We start from the raw sequence: 19,377 nt of genomic DNA on the forward strand, positions 1-19,377 counted from the left end.
CCAGGACAATAGATTGCGCGCGCCCAGCCCGCTGCGCGCCTTGCCACAGGATCATCAAAACATGAATAGTGATGCCAATGTCGATCTGACAGAAATCGCCAAATTTGAAGCCATCGCCTCCCGCTGGTGGGACATGGAGGGCGAATTCAAGCCGCTGCATCAAATCAACCCGGTCCGCCTTGACTGGATCACCGACAAGAGCGGCGGCCTGTTTGGCAAGCGCGTGCTCGACATCGGCTGTGGTGGCGGCATCCTCTCCGAGAGCATGGCCCGCCGGGGTGCCCGCGTCACCGGCATCGACATGGGCAAGGAGCCCCTGGGCGTCGCCCGTCTGCACGCACTGGAAGCAGGAGTGGAGCTCGAGTACCGCCAGATCACCGCCGAGGCCCACGCGGGCGAAGCTCCGGGCCAGTATGACGTGGTCACCTGCATGGAGATGCTGGAGCACGTGCCGGATCCGGCCTCGGTGCTGCGCGCCATCGCAACCCTGGTGCGCCCGGGGGGCAAGGTGTTCGTCTCCACCATCAACCGCAACCCCAAAGCCTATCTGATGATGATCCTCGGGGCCGAGTACCTGCTGAAGATGGTCCCCAAGGGCACCCACGACCACAAGAAGTTCATCACCCCGGCCGAACTCTGTCGCATGGGCGAAGCGGCGGGCCTGCTGGTGCGGGACATGAGCGGCGTGCACTATGCGCCGCTCTCCAACAGCTTCAAACTCGGTCGCAACGTCGACGTCAACTACATGGTCGCCTTCGAGCGCCCGGAGCAAGGCTGATGAGCGTCCCCCACCCTATGCCCCTTCGCTGCGTCCTGTTTGATCTGGACGGCACCCTGCTCGACACCGCGCCGGATCTCGGCGCCGCCGTCAACCACGTGCTGGTGAGCGAAGGCTTTGCACCGCTTTCTGACGACATCATCCGCCAGACCACCTCCCACGGGGCCCTCGGGCTGCTCAGGGCCGGCCTTGGGGAGGAGCTGCTCGAGGAGCTCGGGGCCACGCGCCTTCGCACCGCCCTGCTGGACTACTACGCGGCCAACCTCTGCGTCGGCACCCGCCCCTATGAAGGCATGGTGGATCTCATCGAGTGGCTGGACGAGCGGCAACTGCCCTGGGGCATCGTCACCAACAAGCCGGGCTTTCTCACCGAGCCGCTCCTGGCCGCCCTGCCCGAGCTCGCCAGCTGCGGCGTGGCGGTCAGCGCCGACACCCTGCCGGTGCGCAAGCCCGACCCCGCCCCCATGTACTTTGCCTGCGAGCGGCTCGGGGTGGACGCGGCGCACTGCCTCTATGTGGGGGATCACGTACGCGACATCGAGGCGGGTCGCAATGCGGGGATGCGCACCGCCGTCGCAGGCTGGGGTTATCTGAATGACAATGAGGATCCCGCCGACTGGGGTGCCGACCTTCACTTTGATACCGTGCAGGCCCTGCACCACTGGTTGCGCTACGAGCTGACCTGAAGCCGGACTATAGATGGATTCGCCAGACAGCTTTGGCCGTCCATCAATAGCCATATGAACACGGTGATGGCTCACGGCCCCACGGGCAACCACCAGAGGGATCCCAGGCGTTCCCTCTTTCACCGGGTTTGGCAACCCTCCAGAAAGGGGAAAAGGACACCTTTTGACCCTGTCTGCGCAAGGGATAACCAGGCTGAATTTGCTAGTAAAAACACCCTGCTTTCGCAAGCAAAAAAAGTTATTTTAATTTTCCATCTTCGATCACCGGACTTGCATTTACCGGATCGGACGCATGAAAACCCGTTCGCTGTGAGCGTCCACTAACTCGGCTCACGACACCCACAATTTATCCACAGCTAATGCGTTATCCACAGATTGCAATGCCGTGACGACCTCACTATCTTGTAGTTCGAATTCAAAATAACACTATATCTTGTGATTCATCGCGCATTACGCCCCCACCCCGTCGCCTGGATTGGCCCGTCGGGAGCGTCGCGCGATGGTTTTTCGGGAATCAACCGATACCGCCAGGTATCAATGAAAGGGGTCATCAGCCAATGAACTTGTTTGTGACGAAGCGTAACGGACACAAAGAACCCATCGATCTGGACAAGATCCACCGTGTGCTCGACTGGGCCGCCGAGAAGCTCGACAATGTGTCGGTCTCCCAGGTGGAGCTCAAGTCCCACATCCAGTTCTATGACGGCATCCGTACCGCCGACATCCACGAGACCATCATCAAGGCTGCTGCTGACCTCATCTCCGAGCAAAGCCCGGACTACCAGTACATGGCCGCCCGTCTGGCCATCTTCCACCTGCGCAAGAAGGCCTACGGCCAGTTCGAGCCGCCCCACCTGTATCAGCATGTCGCCAAGCTGGTGGACATGGGCAAGTACGACAAGCACCTGCTGGAAGACTATACCCAGGCCGAGTTCGAGGAGCTGAACGGCTACCTCGATCACTGGCGTGACATGGACTTCTCCTACGCGGCGGTCAAGCAGCTGGAAGGCAAGTACCTGGTCCAGAACCGCGTCACCGGCGAAATTTACGAGAGTCCGCAGTTCCTCTACATCCTGGTGGCGGCCTGCCTCTTCTCCAAGTATCCGAAGGATACCCGTCTGGACTACATCAAGCGCTTCTATGATGCGGTCTCGACCTTCAAGATCTCCCTGCCGACCCCGATCATGAGCGGCGTGCGCACCCCGACCCGCCAGTTCAGCTCCTGCGTGCTGATCGAGTGCGATGACAGTCTGGACTCCATCAACGCGACCGCCAGCGCCATCGTGCGTTACGTCTCCCAGCGCGCCGGCATCGGCATCAACGCCGGCCGCATCCGTGGTCTGGGCAGCCCCATCCGTGGCGGCGAAGCCTTCCACACCGGCTGCATCCCCTTCTACAAGTACTTCCAGACTGCCGTGAAGTGCTGCTCCCAGGGCGGCGTGCGCGGCGGTGCCGCCACCCTCTTCTACCCCCTGTGGCACACCGAGGTCGAAAGCCTGCTGGTACTGAAGAACAACCGCGGCGTGGAAGAGAACCGGGTCCGTCACATGGACTACGGCGTGCAGATCAACAAGCTGATGTACCAGCGCCTCATCAAGGGCAGTGACATCACCTTGTTCTCCCCGTCCGACGCACCGGGTCTCTATGACGCCTTCTTCGCGGATCAGGACAAGTTCGAGGAGCTCTACGTCAAGTACGAGCAGGATCCGGCCATTCGCAAGAAGACCCTGAAGGCGGTGGATCTCTTCTCCCTGATGATGCAGGAGCGTGCCGGTACCGGTCGCATCTACATCCAGAACGTGGATCACTGCAACACCCACAGCCCGTTCGATCCGAGCGTGGCGCCGGTACGCCAGTCCAACCTCTGCCTCGAAATTGCGCTGCCCACCAAGCCGCTGAACAACGTGGACGACGAGGACGGCGAGATTGCCCTGTGCACCCTCTCCGCCTTCAACCTGGGTGCCATCGAGAAGCTGGAAGACCTGGAAGAGATGGCTGATCTGGCGGTACGCGCCCTGGACGCCCTGCTCGACTATCAGGACTACCCGCTCAAGGCCGCCATGAAGGGCAGCATGAACCGCCGCACCCTGGGGATCGGCGTCATCAACTACGCCTACTACCTGGCGAAGAACGGTGCCCGCTACTCCGACGGTTCCGGTCTGGCGCTGACCCACCGCACCTTCGAGGCGATCCAGTACTACCTGCTGAAGGCCTCCGTGCAGCTGGCCCGCGAGTTCGGCCCCTGCCCGGCGTTCAACGAGACTACCTACGCCCAGGGTATCCTGCCTATCGATACCTACAAGAAGGATCTGGATGGCCTGTGCAACGAGCCGCTGCACCTGGACTGGGAAAGCCTGCGCGAGGAGATCCGCACCGTGGGTCTGCGCAACTCCACCCTGACCGCCCTGATGCCAAGCGAGACCTCCAGCCAGATCTCCAACGCCACCAACGGCATCGAGCCGCCCCGCGGCCTGGTCTCCGTCAAGGCCTCCAAGGACGGTATCCTCAAGCAGGTGGTGCCCGAGTACCATCGCCTGAAGGATCAGTACGAGCTGCTGTGGAAACAGCCGAGCGTCGACGGTTACCTGCAGCTGGTCGGCATCATGCAGAAGTTCGTGGATCAGGCGATCTCCGCCAACACCAACTATGATCCGGCCCGCTTCGAAGGCAACAAAGTGCCGATGAAGCAGCTGCTCAAGGACTTGCTGACCGCCTACAAGTACGGCCTCAAGACCCTCTACTACCACAACACCCGTGACGGTGCAGACGACACCCAGACCGATCTGCAGGATGACGGGTGTGCCGGCGGGGCTTGCAAGATCTAACCGCCGAGCCATCTGATGAACCGGGCGGGAGCATGAAGCTCCCGCCTTCCTGTTTCCCCCATTTCACGACAGTCGAACCATGGCCTATTCAACTTTCTGCCAGACCCAAAACGATCAGCTCAAGGAGCCGATGTTCTTCGGCCAATCGGTCAACGTGGCCCGTTATGATCAGCAAAAGCACGACATCTTCGAGCGGCTGATCGAAAAGCAGCTCTCCTTCTTCTGGCGCCCGGAAGAGGTGGACGTCTCCCACGACCGCATCGACTTCCAGGCCCTGCCCCCCCACGAGCAGCACATCTTCATCTCCAACCTGAAGTACCAGACCCTGCTGGACTCCATCCAGGGCCGCAGCCCCAACGTGGCGCTGCTGCCGCTGGTCTCCATCCCGGAGCTGGAGACCTGGATCGAGACCTGGGCCTTCTCCGAGACCATTCACTCTCGCTCCTACACCCACATCATCCGCAACATCGTCAACAACCCGGGCCAGGTGTTCGACGACATCGTGACCAACGAGCAGATCCTGAAGCGCGCCGGCTCCATCAGCCACTTCTACGACGATCTCATCGAGGCGACCTCCGTCTATCACCTGCACGGTGAGGGGACCCACCGGATCGGGGATCGCGAGGTGACCATCAGCCTGCGCGAGCTCAAGAAGAAGCTCTATCTCTGCCTGATGAGCGTCAACGCCCTGGAGGCGATCCGCTTCTACGTGAGCTTCGCCTGCTCCTTCGCCTTCGCCGAGCGCGAGCTGATGGAGGGCAACGCCAAGATCATCAAGATGATCGCCCGCGACGAGGCCCTGCACCTGACGGGGACGCAGCATATGCTGAACCTGATGCGCAGCGGCAACGACGATCCCGACATGGCGGAGATCGCTGTCGAGTGCGAGCAGGCCTGCTTCGAGCTGTTCAAGGAAGCGGCCCTGCAGGAGAAGGAGTGGGCCGAGTACCTGTTCCAGGACGGCTCCATGATCGGCCTGAACAAGGACATCCTCTGCCAGTACGTGGAGTACATCACCAACCTGCGCATGGCGGCGGTGGGCCTGCAGCCGGCCTTTGCCGGCACCAAGCAGAACCCCATCCCCTGGATCAACACCTGGCTCTCCTCCGACAACGTGCAGGTGGCGCCTCAGGAAGTGGAAGTGAGTTCCTACCTGGTCGGTCAGATCGACAGCGAAGTGCACGCCGACGATCTCGGTGACTTCGAGCTGTGATTGCACGCGCCCGGACTGACGGCAACCTTCATGCCGTCTCTTGGTGAGGTCTTGCCGTGAGTGAGGCCATCGGCACCCTGCCCCCCGCCCCGTCTCTGAGAGACGCCGAGCACGAGGCCGCAACGCCCCGGGTCCATACCCGGGACGGGGTGTTGCACGCCCATCCCGGCGAGAGCGTGCTGGAAACCCTGGAGCGCCACGGCCACAGGGTCGAGTTCCAGTGTCGCAGCGGCTACTGCGGCGCCTGCCGCACGCCGCTGCTGGCAGGCAAGGTGCACTATGCCGCCGTCCCGCTCGCCTTTGTCTCCCAGGGGGAGTGCCTCCCCTGCTGCTGCCAGCCGGTCGGTGCCATCAAGCTGGATATCCGGAAGGGCTGACAGCCCCGTCCCCCGGGTTCTGCACAGCAAACAAAAAGCCGCCGGAGCAATCCGGCGGCTTTTTTCTCTCTATCTCTTCGTTGAGGGCGCCCTCTTGCAGACGCCCTTCCCCTCAGCGGATTACAACCAGGGGGCAGCTGTCGGCCCGTGGTGCAGGCCCAGCTTCCAGACACGGCCGAAGTGCTTGTAGTGCCCCGCTTCCACACCGGCCCTCTCCCCCATGCCGTGGTAGAGATCCAGGTGTCCCTTCTTCACCGCGCCGCCCACATCGAGCGCGATCAGCAGGCGCAGCTGGTGCTTGCCGGTCCAGTTGCCGGCCTTGTCGAGCAGCGGCACTTCCGCGAGGATGGGGGTGCCCATGGGCAGCAGGGTCTTGTCGGCCGCCACCGCCGCCATAGGCAGCAGCGGAATGCCCGCAGCCCCGACCACGTCGTTGGTGGGACGGCGCTCGAAGAAGACATAGGAGGGGTTCTGCTCCACCAGCTCCTTCACGCTCTCCTCCGGCTGGCGGCTCGCCCACTCCTTGATGGCCTTCATGGACATCTGCTCCTTGGGTACCTCGCCGCGGTCGATGAGCACCCGGCCGATGCTCACGTAGCCGTGACCGTTCTTGCCGCTGTAGCCGAGGTATTGCAGCCGGTCGTCATCGCCGTAGTGGACGAAGCCCGAGCCCTGCACGTCCATCAGGAAGTTGTCGATGAGGGAGCGGCTGTAGCCCAGCTCCAGCCCGCGGTTGGCCAGCGCACCTCTGTGGATCTGGGCCCGGCTCGGGCAGCGCCCGCCACAGTTGGGCATGGCGTAGATGGGGTACTTGTACTCGGCATCCGGGCGGTGACGCACCTCCAGCACCGGCGAGTAGTAGCCGGTGAAGAGCACGTTGCCCATGCGATCGGCGCCGCCGAGCTGGGCCAGGCTGACGCCGTAGCGGGTGATCTGGGCGGGATCACCCCCATTGGCCACCCAACGGGAGAGCTGACGATAGAGCTCCCCATAGCGGCTCGCCATGCGGCCGGATCGCTCCAGCACCAGCCGGCTCTGGGGGCCGAACTTGCTGTAATCTGCACGCGCGCGGCTGTTGACCCGCTCCACCCGCACCAGATCCCCTGGCAGGGCACCATCCAGATACTGCTTGCCCAGGTTTTCCGGGACCTCACAGTTCAGAAAGCATCTGGAATCCGCCTTTTTCTGGGGCGCCTTGACCGGTTCAGGGCTGCCCGCACAACCGGCCAACCCCACCACGGCGGCGGCCAACCAGTACGCATGTCTATTCATATGTCCTCATATAACACCTTGTGTCTTGCACGGCGGGGAAGATGCCAAAATTGCCATGGGAAAGCAAACGCCTTCCACCCTCACACGACGGATTTTTCCTGCAGGGATCTTCTGGGTTATAACAAGGTGACAAGGTGTGAGAGGTCATGGATGGAACAGCTCGAATTCTTCCCGCTCGAGAGCCCCTGCGTCGGGGTCTGCGAGCTGAACAACAAGGGGTATTGCAAGGGGTGCCTGCGCAGCCGGGAAGAGCGTTTCTACTGGCAGAAGATGACCCCTGTCCAGCAGCAGGAGGTGCTGCGCCTGTGCCGCAATCGCAAGGCCAGGGTCGAGGCGGCGCGGCGCAAGGCCAGGGAAGGTGAACCGCCCGAGGCCCCGGCGCAGCCCGATCTGGATTTCTGACGCTTTCCCCCTTTTTGCCAACCATAAGAAAGGCGGCCCGCAGGCCGCCTTTTTCATTTACCCACATCCGGCTCAGGCCGTCGCCAGCCTGGCCTGCTCCTCGCCGCGCTTGAGCATGGCATAGGAGACCCCGGTCAGGAGCGACCCCGCCGCAATCGCCAGGATGTACATCATGACGTTGCTGATGGCATTCGGGATGAAGAGCACGAACAGGCCGCCGTGGGGTGCCACCAGCTCGCAGCCAAACAGCATGGAGAGGGCACCGGTCAGGGCACCGCCCACCATGCAGGCCGGGATGACCCGCATGGGATCCTTGGCGGCAAACGGGATGGCCCCCTCGGAGATGAAGCACAGACCCAGTACGAAGGAGGCCTTGCCCGCTTCCTGCTCCGCCTTGATGAACTTCTTGCTGGCCAGGAAGGTGGCGATGCCCATCCCCAGTGCCGGCACCATGCCGGCGGCCATCACGGCGGCCATGGGGGCGTAGGTCTTGGAGGCGAGCAGGCCGACCCCGAAGGCGTAGGCCGCCTTGTTGACCGGGCCACCCATGTCGAAGCACATCATGGCGCCGATGATGACACCCAGCAGCACGGCGTTGGCGGAGCCCATGTTGTTGAGGAACTCGGTCATGGCGTTCATGATGCCAGCCACCGGGCCGCCCACCACGTAGATCATCACCAGGCCGGTAAACAGGCTGGCAAAGAGCGGGATGATGAGGATGGGTTTGAGCGCTTCCAGGGTCACCGGCAGGCGCACCTTGTCGCTCAGGTACTTGGCACTGTAACCGGCGAGGAAGCCACCGACGATGCCACCGAGGAAACCGGCGCCCAGGGAGCTTGCCAGCATACCGGCGATCATGCCGGGAGCGAGACCCGGACGGTCGGCGATGGAGTAGGCGATGTAGCCCGCCAGCACAGGGATCATCAGGGCGAAGGCGGAGCCGCCGCCGATCTTCATCAGGGCCGCCGCGAGGGTCCCCTCCTCCTTGAACGCCTCAATCCCAAACACGAATGACAGGGCGATGATAAGGCCGCCCGCCACCACCATGGGCAGCATGAAGGAGACGCCGGTCAGCAGGTGCTTGTAGGGGCCCGCCTTCTCCTCTTTCTTGGGGGAGGCAGCGCCGCTGTGGCGATAGGTCTTGGCCTCGGTCCAGGCCTTGTCGAGCTCGGCGCGGGTCTTCTTGAGGGCAGCCCCTGTGCTGGTGCGATAGACAGGCTTGCCGTCGAAGCGCGCCATGTCCACCTCGATGTCGGTGGCGAGGAACACCAGATCGGCGGATGCAATCTCGTCCGCCGTCAGGGCGTTCTGGGCACCGACCGAGCCCTGGGTCTCGACGCGGATCTGATGGCCCAGCTGCTTGGCCATGGTTTCCAGCGCTTCCGCCGACATGAAGGTGTGGGCCACCCCGGTCGGACAGGCGGTCACCGCGACGATGCGCTTGGCACCGGCGTCAGCCTTGGCCACGGCAGGCGCGGCTTGATGGCGATAGACGCTGGCACCGCTGCGCGCGGCCTCCAGCAGGGCGGCCGGATCTTGCAGCGCCAGGTCCATGTCACCCCGATAGAGCGACTTGCCGTCATAGGCGGCCAGATCCACCGGGGCACTGGCCACGACCAGCACCAGGTCGGCGGCGGCAATCTGCTCCTTGCTTGGCGCCTGACGTGGCTGCACGCTGGAGTCGACATCGAGGATGAGTTCCCAGCCCGCCAGTTTGGCCTGCTGTTCTATCCGTTTTGCAGCGAGAAAGCTGGTGGCAATGCCCGCCGGGCAAGCCGTAACCAGAATTGCTTTCATTGGGCATCTCCTGAGTTATCCATTGAATGGGAATGGGGTTGACGTTGTGCCGCATCCAGGCGAGTCAGGCGCACCTGCTCGAGCAAGGGATCCAGCACCTTGATATCGCTAAAACCGACGGCTACCTGGCTCACCGCCAGGGCCGAGACGGCGGTGGCCAGACGCAGGGTCTGCTCTGCGCCCCAGCCGAGGCTGAGACCATGGGCCAGCCCGGCCACCAGGGAGTCGCCGGCACCGACAGTGCTGACCACCTCCATGCGCGGCGGAATGGCCTGCCAGGTGGCATCCGGTCCAAACCAGACGAGGCCGTCAGCGCCGTTGGAGATCACCACGTGGGGGATCCCGCTGGCCTGCAGCGCACTAGCGCACTCCGCCTGTTCCTCCAGGGTCCGGATGGGGCGCCCGGCCCACTGCTCAAGCTCCTCCAGATTCGGTTTGACCAGGGTCGGCGCCGCTTTGAGCCCTTCGGTGAGGGCCGCGCCGCTGCAATCGAAGATCACCTGCTTGCCCCTGGCCTTGAGCAGCGCGATGAGATGGCCGCAGTAGGCCGGCGCCACGCCCTTGGGCAGGCTGCCCGCCAGCACGAACCAGTCGGCCTTGGGTGCCAGCCGCTCCAGCTCTGCCTCCAGCGCGCTCACCTCGGCCTCGTGCACGGTGAGCCCCGGCAGATTGAGATCGGTGACCCGGCCGGATTGCTCGGAGATCTTGACGTTGATGCGGGTGCTGCCCGCGACTCGCACGAAGTGATCGGCCAGGGCACGCTCCTCGAACAGGGAGACAAAGCTCTGCTGGTTCTCGGCGCCAAGCCAGCCGGTCAGGCCCACGTCACGGCCGAGATCTTTCAGGACCATGGCGACGTTGATCCCCTTGCCGGCGGCGCGCAAATTCGCCTCGCTCACCAGGTTCACCTCGCCAGGGTGCATGGCCTCCAGGCGGGTGGTGAGATCGAGCGCCGGGTTCAGGGTGATGGTGACGATGTCCATCAGTGTGCCCCCTCGCCCAGGCCGGCGGCGATGGCCTCACCCAGCCCCTTGAGAGCGGCTTCGGCATCCGGCCCTTCGGCACGAAACGCGAGACGATGACCGCACTTGACGCCGAGGCCGATGACCTTCATCAGGCTCTTGGCGGAGACGGCTTCGCCGCTACCGTCGAGGTTCGCCACGCGAATGTCGGACTCATACTCCTTGGCAACCTTGACCAGCATGGCGCCCGGGCGGGCATGCAGGCCATGGGGGTTGATGATGGTGAAGGTATCGGACAGACCGCTCGCCGGGCCGGATTGCAGCATGGCGAGGCCATCGCTGCCCGCCAGGGCCCCGAGCTGGCCTGCGGCGGCGAGACGGGCCAGGTTGTCGAGCTGCGCCAGATGGCCGCTATCTGCGGCGCACAGCAGCAGCAGGGCGCTGACAGGCTGATCACCTGCGGTCAGCACCGCACTCGGGGTCGCCAGCACCCAGCCGGTCTGGGCGGCCTGGGCGCGGGCCAGCCAGATCCCCTCCCCCAGATGGACGGGAGCACTGGCCAGCAGGGCGCTCACCATGGCAGCGTCTCCCCATCCTGCGGATTTGGCGCGGGCCGCAGCCCCCAGCAGCAGCTGGTCCTGATCGTCGGCCGGGAAATCGGCCAGGGTCAGGAACTGGACCTCTTTTGCCGCGCTGGCGCCGGTCAGGATGTCGATGATGGTCTCTTCGTCGGTGGCCTCCTTGAGGCGGGCCGCCGCCTGTTCATCACCCAGCACGTGGGTGAGCTGGCGCAGGATCCCCAGGTGCTCGTCGGACTTGGCAGCGATGCCGATGGCCACATAGGCCGTCTGCCCGTCATCCCACTCGATGCCGTGAGGGAACTGGGCCACCATGACGCCGGTGCTCTTCACCAGATGGCGAGTATCCGTGGTGCCGTGGGGAATGGCGATGCCGCTGCCCAGGTAGGTGGCGTGCTGGGCTTCTCGTGCCAGCATGCCGTCCACGTAGCCAGCCTCCACCAGACCGGCTTCGGTCAGTTTGCCGGCCAGGAGGGCGATGGCGTCCGCCTTGGTCGTCACCGTTTGTCCCAGCAGGATTTGCTGTCGCGCCAACTTCAACATAGAGATTCTCCATCAGGTCCGGCGGCGCCTCGGGGCGAGCCGGCTCAACTCAACGTGGTTTTCGGGTAACTAGCCTGCTGACAATAGACGGGGATCTCTCTCTTTGGTGAGCCGCAACCCATTTCAAAGCTCAGATAATCATCGCCTACTGACAAGCTGAATCGTTTCACTTACACTCAGACTGAATCGTTTCAGCCAATTGTTCAAGATCCCGCTAAGAGTGCTTTTCAATGATATGATCCCGCGCACACTTTTCGGTGCCCCCAACCAGGAACCGGCGCGGGCCTAGCAACTCAAACAGAGCCAATATGATGAAACTGGATGAAATCGCCGCACTGGCCGGCGTCTCGCGCACCACGGCCAGCTATGTGATCAACGGCAAGGCCGATCAATACCGCATCAGCCAGACCACCCGTGACAAGGTAATGGCCGTGGTCCATGCCCACAACTACCAGCCTGACAGCCGCGCCGCTTCCCTGCGTGGCGGCCAGACCAAGACGCTGGGCTTCATCCTGCCCGACCTCGAGAACGCCAGCTACGCCAAGCTCGCCAAGCGGCTCGAACAGGGGGCCCGCACCCAGGGTTATCAGCTGCTGATCGTCTGCTCGGAAGACGAACCCGAGACCGAGAAGGAGCTGGCCCGCATGCTGGTCAGCCGTCATGTGGATGCACTGCTGGTGGCGAGCTGCCTGCCCCCCTCGGATCCCTTCTATCTGGAGCAGCAGACTCGCGGGGTGCAGATCCTCGCCATCGACCGGGCCATGAGCGCCGATCACTTCGTCACCGTGGCGAGCGAAAACCAGAAGGCGAGCTTCGATCTCACCGCCTCCCTGCTCGGCTCCCCCCTGCACCATGTGGCCCTGATCACCGCCCTGCCCACCCTCACGATCAGCTGTGAGCGCCTCGCCGGTTTCCAGCAGGCCCTCGCCAGCCATGCCAGCCCCCTGACGCCCCACGTCTGCGAGGGGGAGCAGTTCTCCCGCGCCGAGGGTTATCGCCTGATCAAGACGCTGCATCAGCAACTCGGCCAGTTGCCCGAGGCCCTGGTGGCCACCTCCTACATCCTGATGGAGGGGGTGCTCGACTACCTGCTGGAGCAGGAGAGCGACATGAGCCGGATCGCCATGGCCACCTTCGGGGACGATCGCCTGCTCGACTTCCTCCCCTTTGGCATCAACTCCCTGCCCCAGCAGCACGACGCCCTCGCCGGCCAGGCGCTTACCCTGGCCCTGGATGCCATCAACGGCACCTACCGCGCCGGCCTGCACTATGTGAGCCGCACCCTGAAACGCCGCCGCTGACGCGAAATGGACGTGCCGAAGGCGACCACGGTCGCCTTTGCGCATTTTTACGCCACCTGCCGCCGCGGGTTGTCATCTTTTATTTCCACTCAAATGCCTTTCACAGTAGAACCTTCGCTCAATCTCGCTTGTTTTCGATATTTTAATCCGCTAACGTGGCAACCCTGTTTTACAACCTGCGGCTGTTCGTAACGATGTCTCCACTCCGATATTGCTAGCCTCCGGCCTTCCCCGGAGGCACCCCGACACTTGGCACCCTGCCCCCCTCTCATGACGTTGTTTTTAGATTCGGATGGATAACATGAACACCAAGACCCTGGGTTGTACCCTGTTGATTGCCGGCACCACCATAGGCGCCGGCATGCTGGCCCTGCCGCTGGCCTCTTCGTCGCTCGGCGGCCCCGCCACCCTCATGCTGATGATCGGCCTCTGGGCCCTGATGGCCTTCACCGCCATGCTGCAGGTGGAAGCCAGCCTCAGCACCGGCAAGTGGTACCTGCACCAGCTGGCGGATCACCTGCTCGGTCCCTGGGGCAAAGGCATCGCCTCCTTCTGCATCCTGATGCTGTTCTACGCGCTGGCCTCCGCCTACATCAGCGGTGGCAGCAGCCTGCTTGCCCAGGCACTGGCAGACGCGGGTCTGCCCCTGAGTCAGGAGCAGGCCGCCTGGGCCTTTACCCTGCTGTTTGGCGGCATGGTCTGCGTCGGCACCAGGCAGGTGGATTACCTCAACCGCCTGATGTTCACCGTGAAACTGGTGATCATGGTGGCCGTGCTGGCCCTGCTGCTACCCCGTGCCCAGGGGGAGCACCTGCTCTCCATGCCGCTCGGTCAGGGCCTGCTGCTGGCGGGCCTGCCGGTGATATTCACCTCCTTCGGCTTCCACGGCTCCATTCCGAGCGTGATGCTCTACCTGGGCGACTGTCCCAAGCAGCTGCGCCGGGTCTTCGTGTGGGGCTCCGCTCTGCCGCTCATCCTCTACGTGCTGTGGCAAGTGGCTATCCTCGGGCTGCTCGGTCAAGCATCCCTCATCCAGACCGGTGGCGCCCTGGACAGCCTGCTGGCCAACGTCGGCAGCCTGGTCAGCTGGCCCGCCTTCAACCAGGCGATGCACCTCTTTGCGGATCTTGCGCTTGCCACCTCCTTCCTCGGGGTGACGCTGGGGCTGTTCGACTTCATGGCCAAGGTGACCCGTCGCAAGGACAACTGGCAGGGCCGCACCCAGACCGGCCTCATCACCTTCGTGCCGCCCCTGCTGTTTGCCCTCTACTTCCCCCAGGGTTTCATCATGGCGCTCGGCTACGCCGCCATCGCGCTCGCGGTGCTGGCGGTGCTGCTGCCGGTGGCCCTGGTCTGGCAGAGCCGCAAGCAGGCCGAGCCCCACCACTACCGGGTCCCGGGCGGCGTGCTGGCCCTGGGCCTGGCCGGTGCCATGGGGGTGCTGATCGTCGGGGTGCAGGTCAGCGTAAGCCTGGGCTTCCTGCCCGCGCTCTGACGACCGACGTCCGGCCCTGGATGGAAAAGCAAAGCCCCGCCTTATTGGCGGGGCTTTTTGTTGACCCTCTCTTTCTTGACCCCTCTTTGAGCGCCTACGGATAAGGCAAAAATCAACGCTGTCACATCTGAACATACACATGTCATTTTGTACGAATATGTACAATCATGCGTCACTCCCCTACACTCATAGCCAGACGACAAGCCGTATCCGTGCCCGCGCCGGCACTCAGGTTCAGGAGGCATCATGGCCGCAATAGCACAGACCCCCCAACGCGAGAGCGCCGTCGATCCCAGCAAGGCGCTGCCGGTGGTGTTTCGCATTCTGGATAAATGGCGGTGCAGCACGGATGAACAGCTGACCCTGCTCGGCATCTCCTCCCGTTCGACATTGAACAAGTACAAAGAGGCGAGCGGTGGTATCCGTCTCAGCGCCGATCTGCAGGAGCGGATGAGCTACATCCTCAACATCCACAAGAGCCTGCGGGTGCTGTTCAGCGTCGATGAGAGCATCTACGGCTGGGTACGCAAGCCCAACAGCCACCCCTTCTTCGCCGGGCGCAGCGCCATGGATGTCATGCAGGGGGGGCGGGTCGCCGATCTCTATGAGGTGGCCAACCGGTTGCACGCCTGGCGCGGAGGCATGGCCTGATGTCCGCGGTACCGCCATCGAGCGAGCTGCAGGATCAGCAGGCCTTTCGTATCATCCCGAGCCGCTATCCCCCCATCTGCCTCTATGAGGACGTGGCCAACGCGGATGAGCTGGAGGCGGTCTGGGCCGTCGAGGCCCTGACCAACGATCGCCTGCGGGAAGAGGCCGGAGAGCTGGCGCGCGTACCGAAAGAGGATTGGCTGGTGGGGCTGGCCGGCGGCAGCTATGTGATGGCCGCCTTCACCCACCTCCATCCGGAGGGGGCCCGCTTCACCACGGGGGATTTTGGCGGCTACTACTGCGCCCCCCTGCTCGATACCGCGGTGAAAGAAACCGTCTATCACCAGGAGCGCGTCTTCGGCTACACCAGCGAGCCGGCCCAGAAGCTGCAGATGCGGGTGCTCCACACCGAGTTTTGTGCCAGCCTCGTCGACATCCGGGGGGAGGACTACCTCGCCTCCCCCCTCTATCACGCCACCGACTACGGCCACTCCCAGGCCTTTGCCCAAGAGCAGAAGCGCGGCGGAGCGGACGGCATCCACTACCGCTCGGTGCGCCACAGCGGCCACGACTGCTACGTGCTCTACCGCCCCCGCCTCATCACCCAAATCCACCAGGCCCGGCATCTGGAATACCACTGGAATGGCAGCGCCATCGCCAACGTACTGCAGATAAGGCTATACGGGGAATAACCTCCTCCGGATGTAAAAAGCCCCGCCAGATTGGCGGGGCTTTTCATTCAATCTTTCAGCGCAGGAGAGGCTCCCGAGGCGCTTACTGGTTGTGGCTGGCACGACGCGGACGACGGGCCTGGGCCGGCTTGCCTGCGCCGCCTTCCGGGCGTTGACCGCCCTGGGGCTTGGGCTTGCCGCCGTTGCCGCCGCGATTGCCACCACCGTTACCACCCGCGCCATTGCCGGAGCGACCGGCGCCCTGACGCTGGCCCTGGCCTTGACCTTGCGGGCGCGGCGCACGGCGCTGCTCGCTCGGATCGCGCGGCTCTTTGCGCAGCGGCGCGCCGATGCCACGGGCGATGTTGTCCAGCGTCTCGCGGGAGGCTTCGAAGCCCGCCACCTGCTCGCAGGGGATGCTCTGCTTGGTCAGGCGCTCGATGGCCTTGATGAGCTTGCCCTCGTCCGCCGCCACCAGGGAGATGGCGTGACCGGCGGCGCCGGCACGGCCGGTACGACCGATACGGTGCACGTAATCTTCCGCCACGTTTGGCAGCTCGAAGTTCACCACCTGGGGCAGCTTGTCGATGTCGAGGCCGCGGGCGGCGATGTCGGTCGCCACCATGACGCGCACACTGCCATCCTTGAAACCGGACAGAGCGCGGGTACGGGCCCCCTGGCTCTTGTTGCCGTGGATGGCTGCGGCGCTGATGCCGTCTTTCTCAAGCTTCTCGGCAACCCGGTTGGCGATGTGCTTGGTGCGGGTAAAGACCAGCACCTGCTGCCAGTCGTTGCTGGAGATGAGGTGGCTCAGCAGGGCGATCTTGTTGGCCTTGTCGCACGGGTGCACCAGCTGCTCGATGCGCTCGGCGGTGCTGTTGCGCGGGGTCACTTCGATCACCGCCGGGTTGTCCAGCAGGCCGGTGGCCAGCTCGCGAATTTCGTCGGCGAAGGTGGCGGAGAAGAGCAGGTTCTGACGCTTCTTCGGCAGCAAGGCCAGGATGCGGCGGATGTCGCGGATAAAGCCCATGTCGAGCATGCGATCCGCTTCGTCCAGCACCAGGATCTCGACTTCGTCAAATTTGACGGCGTTCTGGTTGTAAAGGTCCATCAGGCGGCCCGGGCAGGCTACCAGCACGTCCAGACCACGGCGGGTCGCCATCATCTGGGGGTTGATGCTCACGCCACCGAAGACCACGTGGCTGCGGATCGGCAGGTGCTTGCCGTAGTTGCGCACGCTCTCGCCCACCTGGGCGGCCAGCTCGCGGGTCGGGGTCAGCACCAGGGCACGGATACGGTTCGGGGAAACCTTGCGTTTGCTCTCGGTGAGGCGCTGGAGCATCGGCAGGGTGAAGCCTGCGGTCTTGCCGGTCCCGGTCTGGGCGGCGGCCATCAGGTCACGGCCAGCCAGGACGGCCGGAATTGCTTGTTGCTGGATGGGAGACGGGGTGTCGTAGCCTTGCTCGGCAACGGCACGCAACAAGGGTTCGGCCAGACCGAGGGAAGTAAAACTCATAGTTACCTGCTAGGGATAGCGGCGCCGGGGATTGTGGTGGGGCTCCTCTGCCGAGCCGATGCCATCTCACAGGATCCGGGCCTATGGAGAAAACACGATTTCCCCGGGGAGCAGAGCAAAGGGGAAAGAATAGAGGCGCAGTCTAACGGAGTTGGCGCACTTACACGAGGAAAATGTGATGGGCCTCCCAGCGCGGGTGGAAAAGCCGGCCAGGGCGCGGCAGAATGGCGAAAATGCGGCCTTATGGCTCTGGGCCCCTGCGCAAGAGGGAGGGGGCGGCGCAACACATGGAACAGGAGGTTCTGCTTGAGAAGGATGTTCACCCCCGCCGTTATCCGGCGCACCCTGGCCCTCGCCTTGCCGCTACTCCTGAGCCTGCCGCTCGGCGCCAGGGAGACGATGTCGGTAGCCTGGAGCCACTGGCCCCCCTTCAGCGAGATCGACGCCGACGGTACCCTGGGTGGACTGGACGTGACCCTGACCCGCCAGATCTTCCATGATGCGGGCTTTTACCCCGTGTTCCGCAACCTCCCCTGGGCCCGGGCCCTGCATCTCATGAAGCACCAACAGCTGGATGTGGCCATGGGCGCCCTGAAGACACCGGAGCGGGAGCAGTTTGCCCGCTTCTCGACCCCCTACCGGCGCGCCAGCTTCGTGTTGCTGAGCCAGGGCGCCCCCCAGGCTGGCGGCGATCGCTGGCAGGGGATAACCCAGCTGTCGGATCTCTGTGGCCAGACGGGGCTGCGTCTTGGCAAGCTGCGGGGCACCCGCCCCCTGCCTGTGAGCGCGCAGTGCCCCGCTCTTGGGCAGGCGGTCGAATACAACTCGGACGATCGGCTGCTCACTCTCTTGCTGGCGCGGCGCCTCGACGGGGTCATCATGGAGTGGCAGCATGCCCGCCACCGCTTGACCCAGCTCGGTGCAAACGGCTTCGTGCAGTGTCAGGTGCTGCTGCATCAGCAGCCGGTCAGCCTGATGTTCGCAAAAGAGACCGTAAGCGAGGACGCCATCGCCCGCATCGATGCCGCCATCGCCGCCCTCCCCTCACCGGATCCTGCCCTAGCCCCGCCCCATTGCCGCCTGGACGCAAGCCAGCCTTCCACGGCCCCGGCCATCTGACCCACAGGCCGAAGGCAAGAAACCATAAAAAAGGCGACCCCGGGGGTCGCCTTGTCGTCTCTGGTGATCACTCACCCTGGCAGTTGCGCGATCAGCGCAGCTGCGGGGTCTGGGTGTGCACGCCCTGGTTCTGGGCGCGGTGACGCAGCAGGTGATCCATCAGCACCAGGGCCAGCATGGCCTCGGCGATGGGCACGGCACGGATGCCGACGCAGGGGTCGTGGCGTCCCTTGGTGATCATCTCGGTGGCCTCACCGCTGGTGGTGATGGTCTTGCCCGGCACCGTGATGCTGGAGGTGGGCTTGAGGGCCATGCTCACCACGATATCCTGGCCGGAGGAGATACCGCCCAGGATGCCGCCCGCATGGTTGCTGGCAAAGCCGGTCGGCGTCATCTCGTCCCGGTGCTCGGAGCCCTTCTGCTCCACCACCCCGAAACCGTCACCGATCTCGACCCCTTTCACCGCGTTGATGCCCATCATGGCGTGGGCGATGTCGGCGTCGAGGCGATCGAACACGGGTTCGCCCAGCCCCACCGGCACGTTGCGCGCCACCACGGAGACCTTGGCACCCACGCTGTTGCCCTCTTTCTTCAGGGCACGCATGTATTCATCGAGCGCCTCCAGCTTGCCCGCATCGGGGAAGAAGAAGGGGTTCTGTTCGATCTGGGTCTCGTCGAAGGCCTCCGCCTTGATGGGGCCGAGCTGGGAGAGGAAGCCGACGATCTCGATGCCGTGCACCTGCTTGAGGTACTTCTTGGCGATGGCCCCCGCCGCCACCCGCATGGCGGTTTCGCGGGCAGAGGATCGGCCGCCGCCACGGTAGTCACGCTGGCCGTACTTCTGGTGATAGGTGTAGTCGGCGTGGCCGGGGCGGAACAGATCCTTGATCTCGGAGTAATCCTTGGAGCGCTGATCGGTGTTCTCGATGAGCAGGCCGATGGAGGTGCCCGTGGTCCTGCCCTCGAACACCCCGGAGAGGATCTTCACCTCGTCCGCCTCGCGGCGCTGGGTGGTGTAGCGTGAGGTGCCGGGCTTGCGCCGGTCCAGATCCCCCTGCAGATCCGCCTCGCTGATTTCCAGCCCCGGCGGGCAGCCGTCGACCACGGCGCCTAGCGCCAGGCCGTGGCTCTCGCCAAAGGTGGTGACCCGAAAGAGTTGGCCAAAACTGTTCCCTGCCATGGGTGCTCCTT

The 19,377-nt window shown here is 64.0% G+C and carries 17 protein-coding genes; 11 read left to right on the top strand and 6 right to left on the bottom strand.

All coding sequences use genetic code 11. The features are described from left to right. Window positions 1-61: 61 nt before the first annotated feature. The 5 genes from ubiG (at window position 62) to yfaE (ending at window position 5,879) form a co-directional block, all read left to right on the top strand. Window positions 62-778, top strand: a complete 717-nt coding sequence (gene ubiG / locus I6L45_RS16995) for a bifunctional 2-polyprenyl-6-hydroxyphenol methylase/3-demethylubiquinol 3-O-methyltransferase UbiG (RefSeq protein WP_216982710.1) — start codon at window positions 62-64, stop codon at window positions 776-778. Next, the gene (locus tag I6L45_RS17000; protein WP_216982711.1) at window positions 778-1,464 is read left to right on the top strand and encodes an HAD family hydrolase; all 687 of its coding nucleotides are present in this window, start codon (window positions 778-780) and stop codon (window positions 1,462-1,464) included. The genes ubiG and I6L45_RS17000 overlap by 1 nt, the downstream gene beginning before the upstream one ends. A gap of 557 nt (window positions 1,465-2,021) precedes the next feature. Continuing rightward, complete coding sequence (gene nrdA / locus I6L45_RS17005) at window positions 2,022-4,289, top strand: class 1a ribonucleoside-diphosphate reductase subunit alpha (RefSeq protein ID WP_216982712.1); 2,268 nt, start codon at window positions 2,022-2,024, stop codon at window positions 4,287-4,289. 79 nt (window positions 4,290-4,368) lie between these two features. After that, window positions 4,369-5,502, top strand: a complete 1,134-nt coding sequence (gene nrdB / locus I6L45_RS17010) for a class Ia ribonucleoside-diphosphate reductase subunit beta (protein ID WP_010674816.1) — start codon at window positions 4,369-4,371, stop codon at window positions 5,500-5,502. 77 nt (window positions 5,503-5,579) lie between these two features. Next, window positions 5,580-5,879 carry a class I ribonucleotide reductase maintenance protein YfaE gene (gene yfaE, locus I6L45_RS17015; RefSeq protein ID WP_269429547.1) on the top strand — a complete coding sequence of 100 codons (300 nt, stop codon included), beginning with the start codon at window positions 5,580-5,582 and terminating at the stop codon, window positions 5,877-5,879. A 120-nt stretch (window positions 5,880-5,999) separates the two neighbouring features. Here the strand turns inward: yfaE and mltA are convergent, their stop codons facing one another. Continuing rightward, complete coding sequence (gene mltA, locus I6L45_RS17020) at window positions 6,000-7,151, bottom strand: murein transglycosylase A (protein ID WP_216982713.1); 1,152 nt, start codon at window positions 7,149-7,151, stop codon at window positions 6,000-6,002. 150 nt (window positions 7,152-7,301) lie between these two features. On the opposite strand from mltA, the gene I6L45_RS17025 reads away from it, so the two are divergent. Further along, the gene (locus I6L45_RS17025) at window positions 7,302-7,553 is read left to right on the top strand and encodes a DUF1289 domain-containing protein (RefSeq protein WP_134694449.1); all 252 of its coding nucleotides are present in this window, start codon (window positions 7,302-7,304) and stop codon (window positions 7,551-7,553) included. Window positions 7,554-7,625: 72 nt separating this feature from the next. Here I6L45_RS17025 and fruA read toward each other — a convergent pair whose 3' ends face one another. The 3 genes from fruA to fruB are packed head-to-tail and all read right to left on the bottom strand — an operon-like array spanning window position 7,626 to window position 11,433. Next, entirely contained in the window at window positions 7,626-9,350 is a 1,725-nt protein-coding gene (gene fruA / locus I6L45_RS17030) for a PTS fructose transporter subunit IIBC (RefSeq protein WP_216982714.1), read from the bottom strand. Continuing rightward, the gene (gene pfkB, locus I6L45_RS17035; protein ID WP_216982715.1) at window positions 9,347-10,333 is read right to left on the bottom strand and encodes a 1-phosphofructokinase; all 987 of its coding nucleotides are present in this window, start codon (window positions 10,331-10,333) and stop codon (window positions 9,347-9,349) included. The genes fruA and pfkB overlap by 4 nt, the downstream gene beginning before the upstream one ends. Continuing rightward, the gene (fruB, locus tag I6L45_RS17040) at window positions 10,333-11,433 is read right to left on the bottom strand and encodes a fused PTS fructose transporter subunit IIA/HPr protein (RefSeq protein ID WP_216982716.1); all 1,101 of its coding nucleotides are present in this window, start codon (window positions 11,431-11,433) and stop codon (window positions 10,333-10,335) included. The genes pfkB and fruB overlap by 1 nt, the downstream gene beginning before the upstream one ends. Before the next feature lie 308 nt (window positions 11,434-11,741). On the opposite strand from fruB, the gene cra reads away from it, so the two are divergent. From cra to I6L45_RS17060, 4 genes are all read left to right on the top strand, one after another. Then, window positions 11,742-12,734 carry a catabolite repressor/activator gene (cra, locus tag I6L45_RS17045; RefSeq protein WP_216982717.1) on the top strand — a complete coding sequence of 331 codons (993 nt, stop codon included), beginning with the start codon at window positions 11,742-11,744 and terminating at the stop codon, window positions 12,732-12,734. 301 nt (window positions 12,735-13,035) lie between these two features. After that, window positions 13,036-14,229, top strand: coding sequence for an aromatic amino acid transport family protein (locus I6L45_RS17050; protein ID WP_043808091.1), 1,194 nt, complete (start codon window positions 13,036-13,038; stop codon window positions 14,227-14,229). Window positions 14,230-14,475: 246 nt separating this feature from the next. Next, a complete protein-coding gene (locus I6L45_RS17055) occupies window positions 14,476-14,880 on the top strand; it encodes an MbcA/ParS/Xre antitoxin family protein (protein WP_216982718.1) in 405 nt (134 codons plus the stop codon). Beyond that, entirely contained in the window at window positions 14,880-15,572 is a 693-nt protein-coding gene (locus I6L45_RS17060) for an RES family NAD+ phosphorylase (RefSeq protein ID WP_216982719.1), read from the top strand. The genes I6L45_RS17055 and I6L45_RS17060 overlap by 1 nt, the downstream gene beginning before the upstream one ends. Window positions 15,573-15,654: 82 nt before the next feature. Here the strand turns inward: I6L45_RS17060 and I6L45_RS17065 are convergent, their stop codons facing one another. Beyond that, the gene (locus tag I6L45_RS17065) at window positions 15,655-17,067 is read right to left on the bottom strand and encodes a DEAD/DEAH box helicase (protein ID WP_134694465.1); all 1,413 of its coding nucleotides are present in this window, start codon (window positions 17,065-17,067) and stop codon (window positions 15,655-15,657) included. Between the two features lie 315 nt (window positions 17,068-17,382). Here I6L45_RS17065 and I6L45_RS17070 point away from each other — a divergent pair, with 315 nt between their 5' ends. Beyond that, a complete protein-coding gene (locus tag I6L45_RS17070) occupies window positions 17,383-18,186 on the top strand; it encodes an ABC transporter substrate-binding protein (RefSeq protein WP_216984237.1) in 804 nt (267 codons plus the stop codon). Window positions 18,187-18,277: 91 nt separating this feature from the next. Here I6L45_RS17070 and aroC read toward each other — a convergent pair whose 3' ends face one another. Further along, on the bottom strand, window positions 18,278-19,366 hold the full coding sequence (gene aroC, locus I6L45_RS17075) for a chorismate synthase (protein WP_134694467.1): 1,089 nt from the start codon (window positions 19,364-19,366) through the stop codon (window positions 18,278-18,280). Window positions 19,367-19,377: the final 11 nt, after the last annotated feature.

The sequence above is a fragment of the Aeromonas sp. FDAARGOS 1415 genome, from assembly GCF_019048365.1.
Lineage (GTDB): Bacteria > Pseudomonadota > Gammaproteobacteria > Enterobacterales > Aeromonadaceae > Aeromonas > Aeromonas taiwanensis.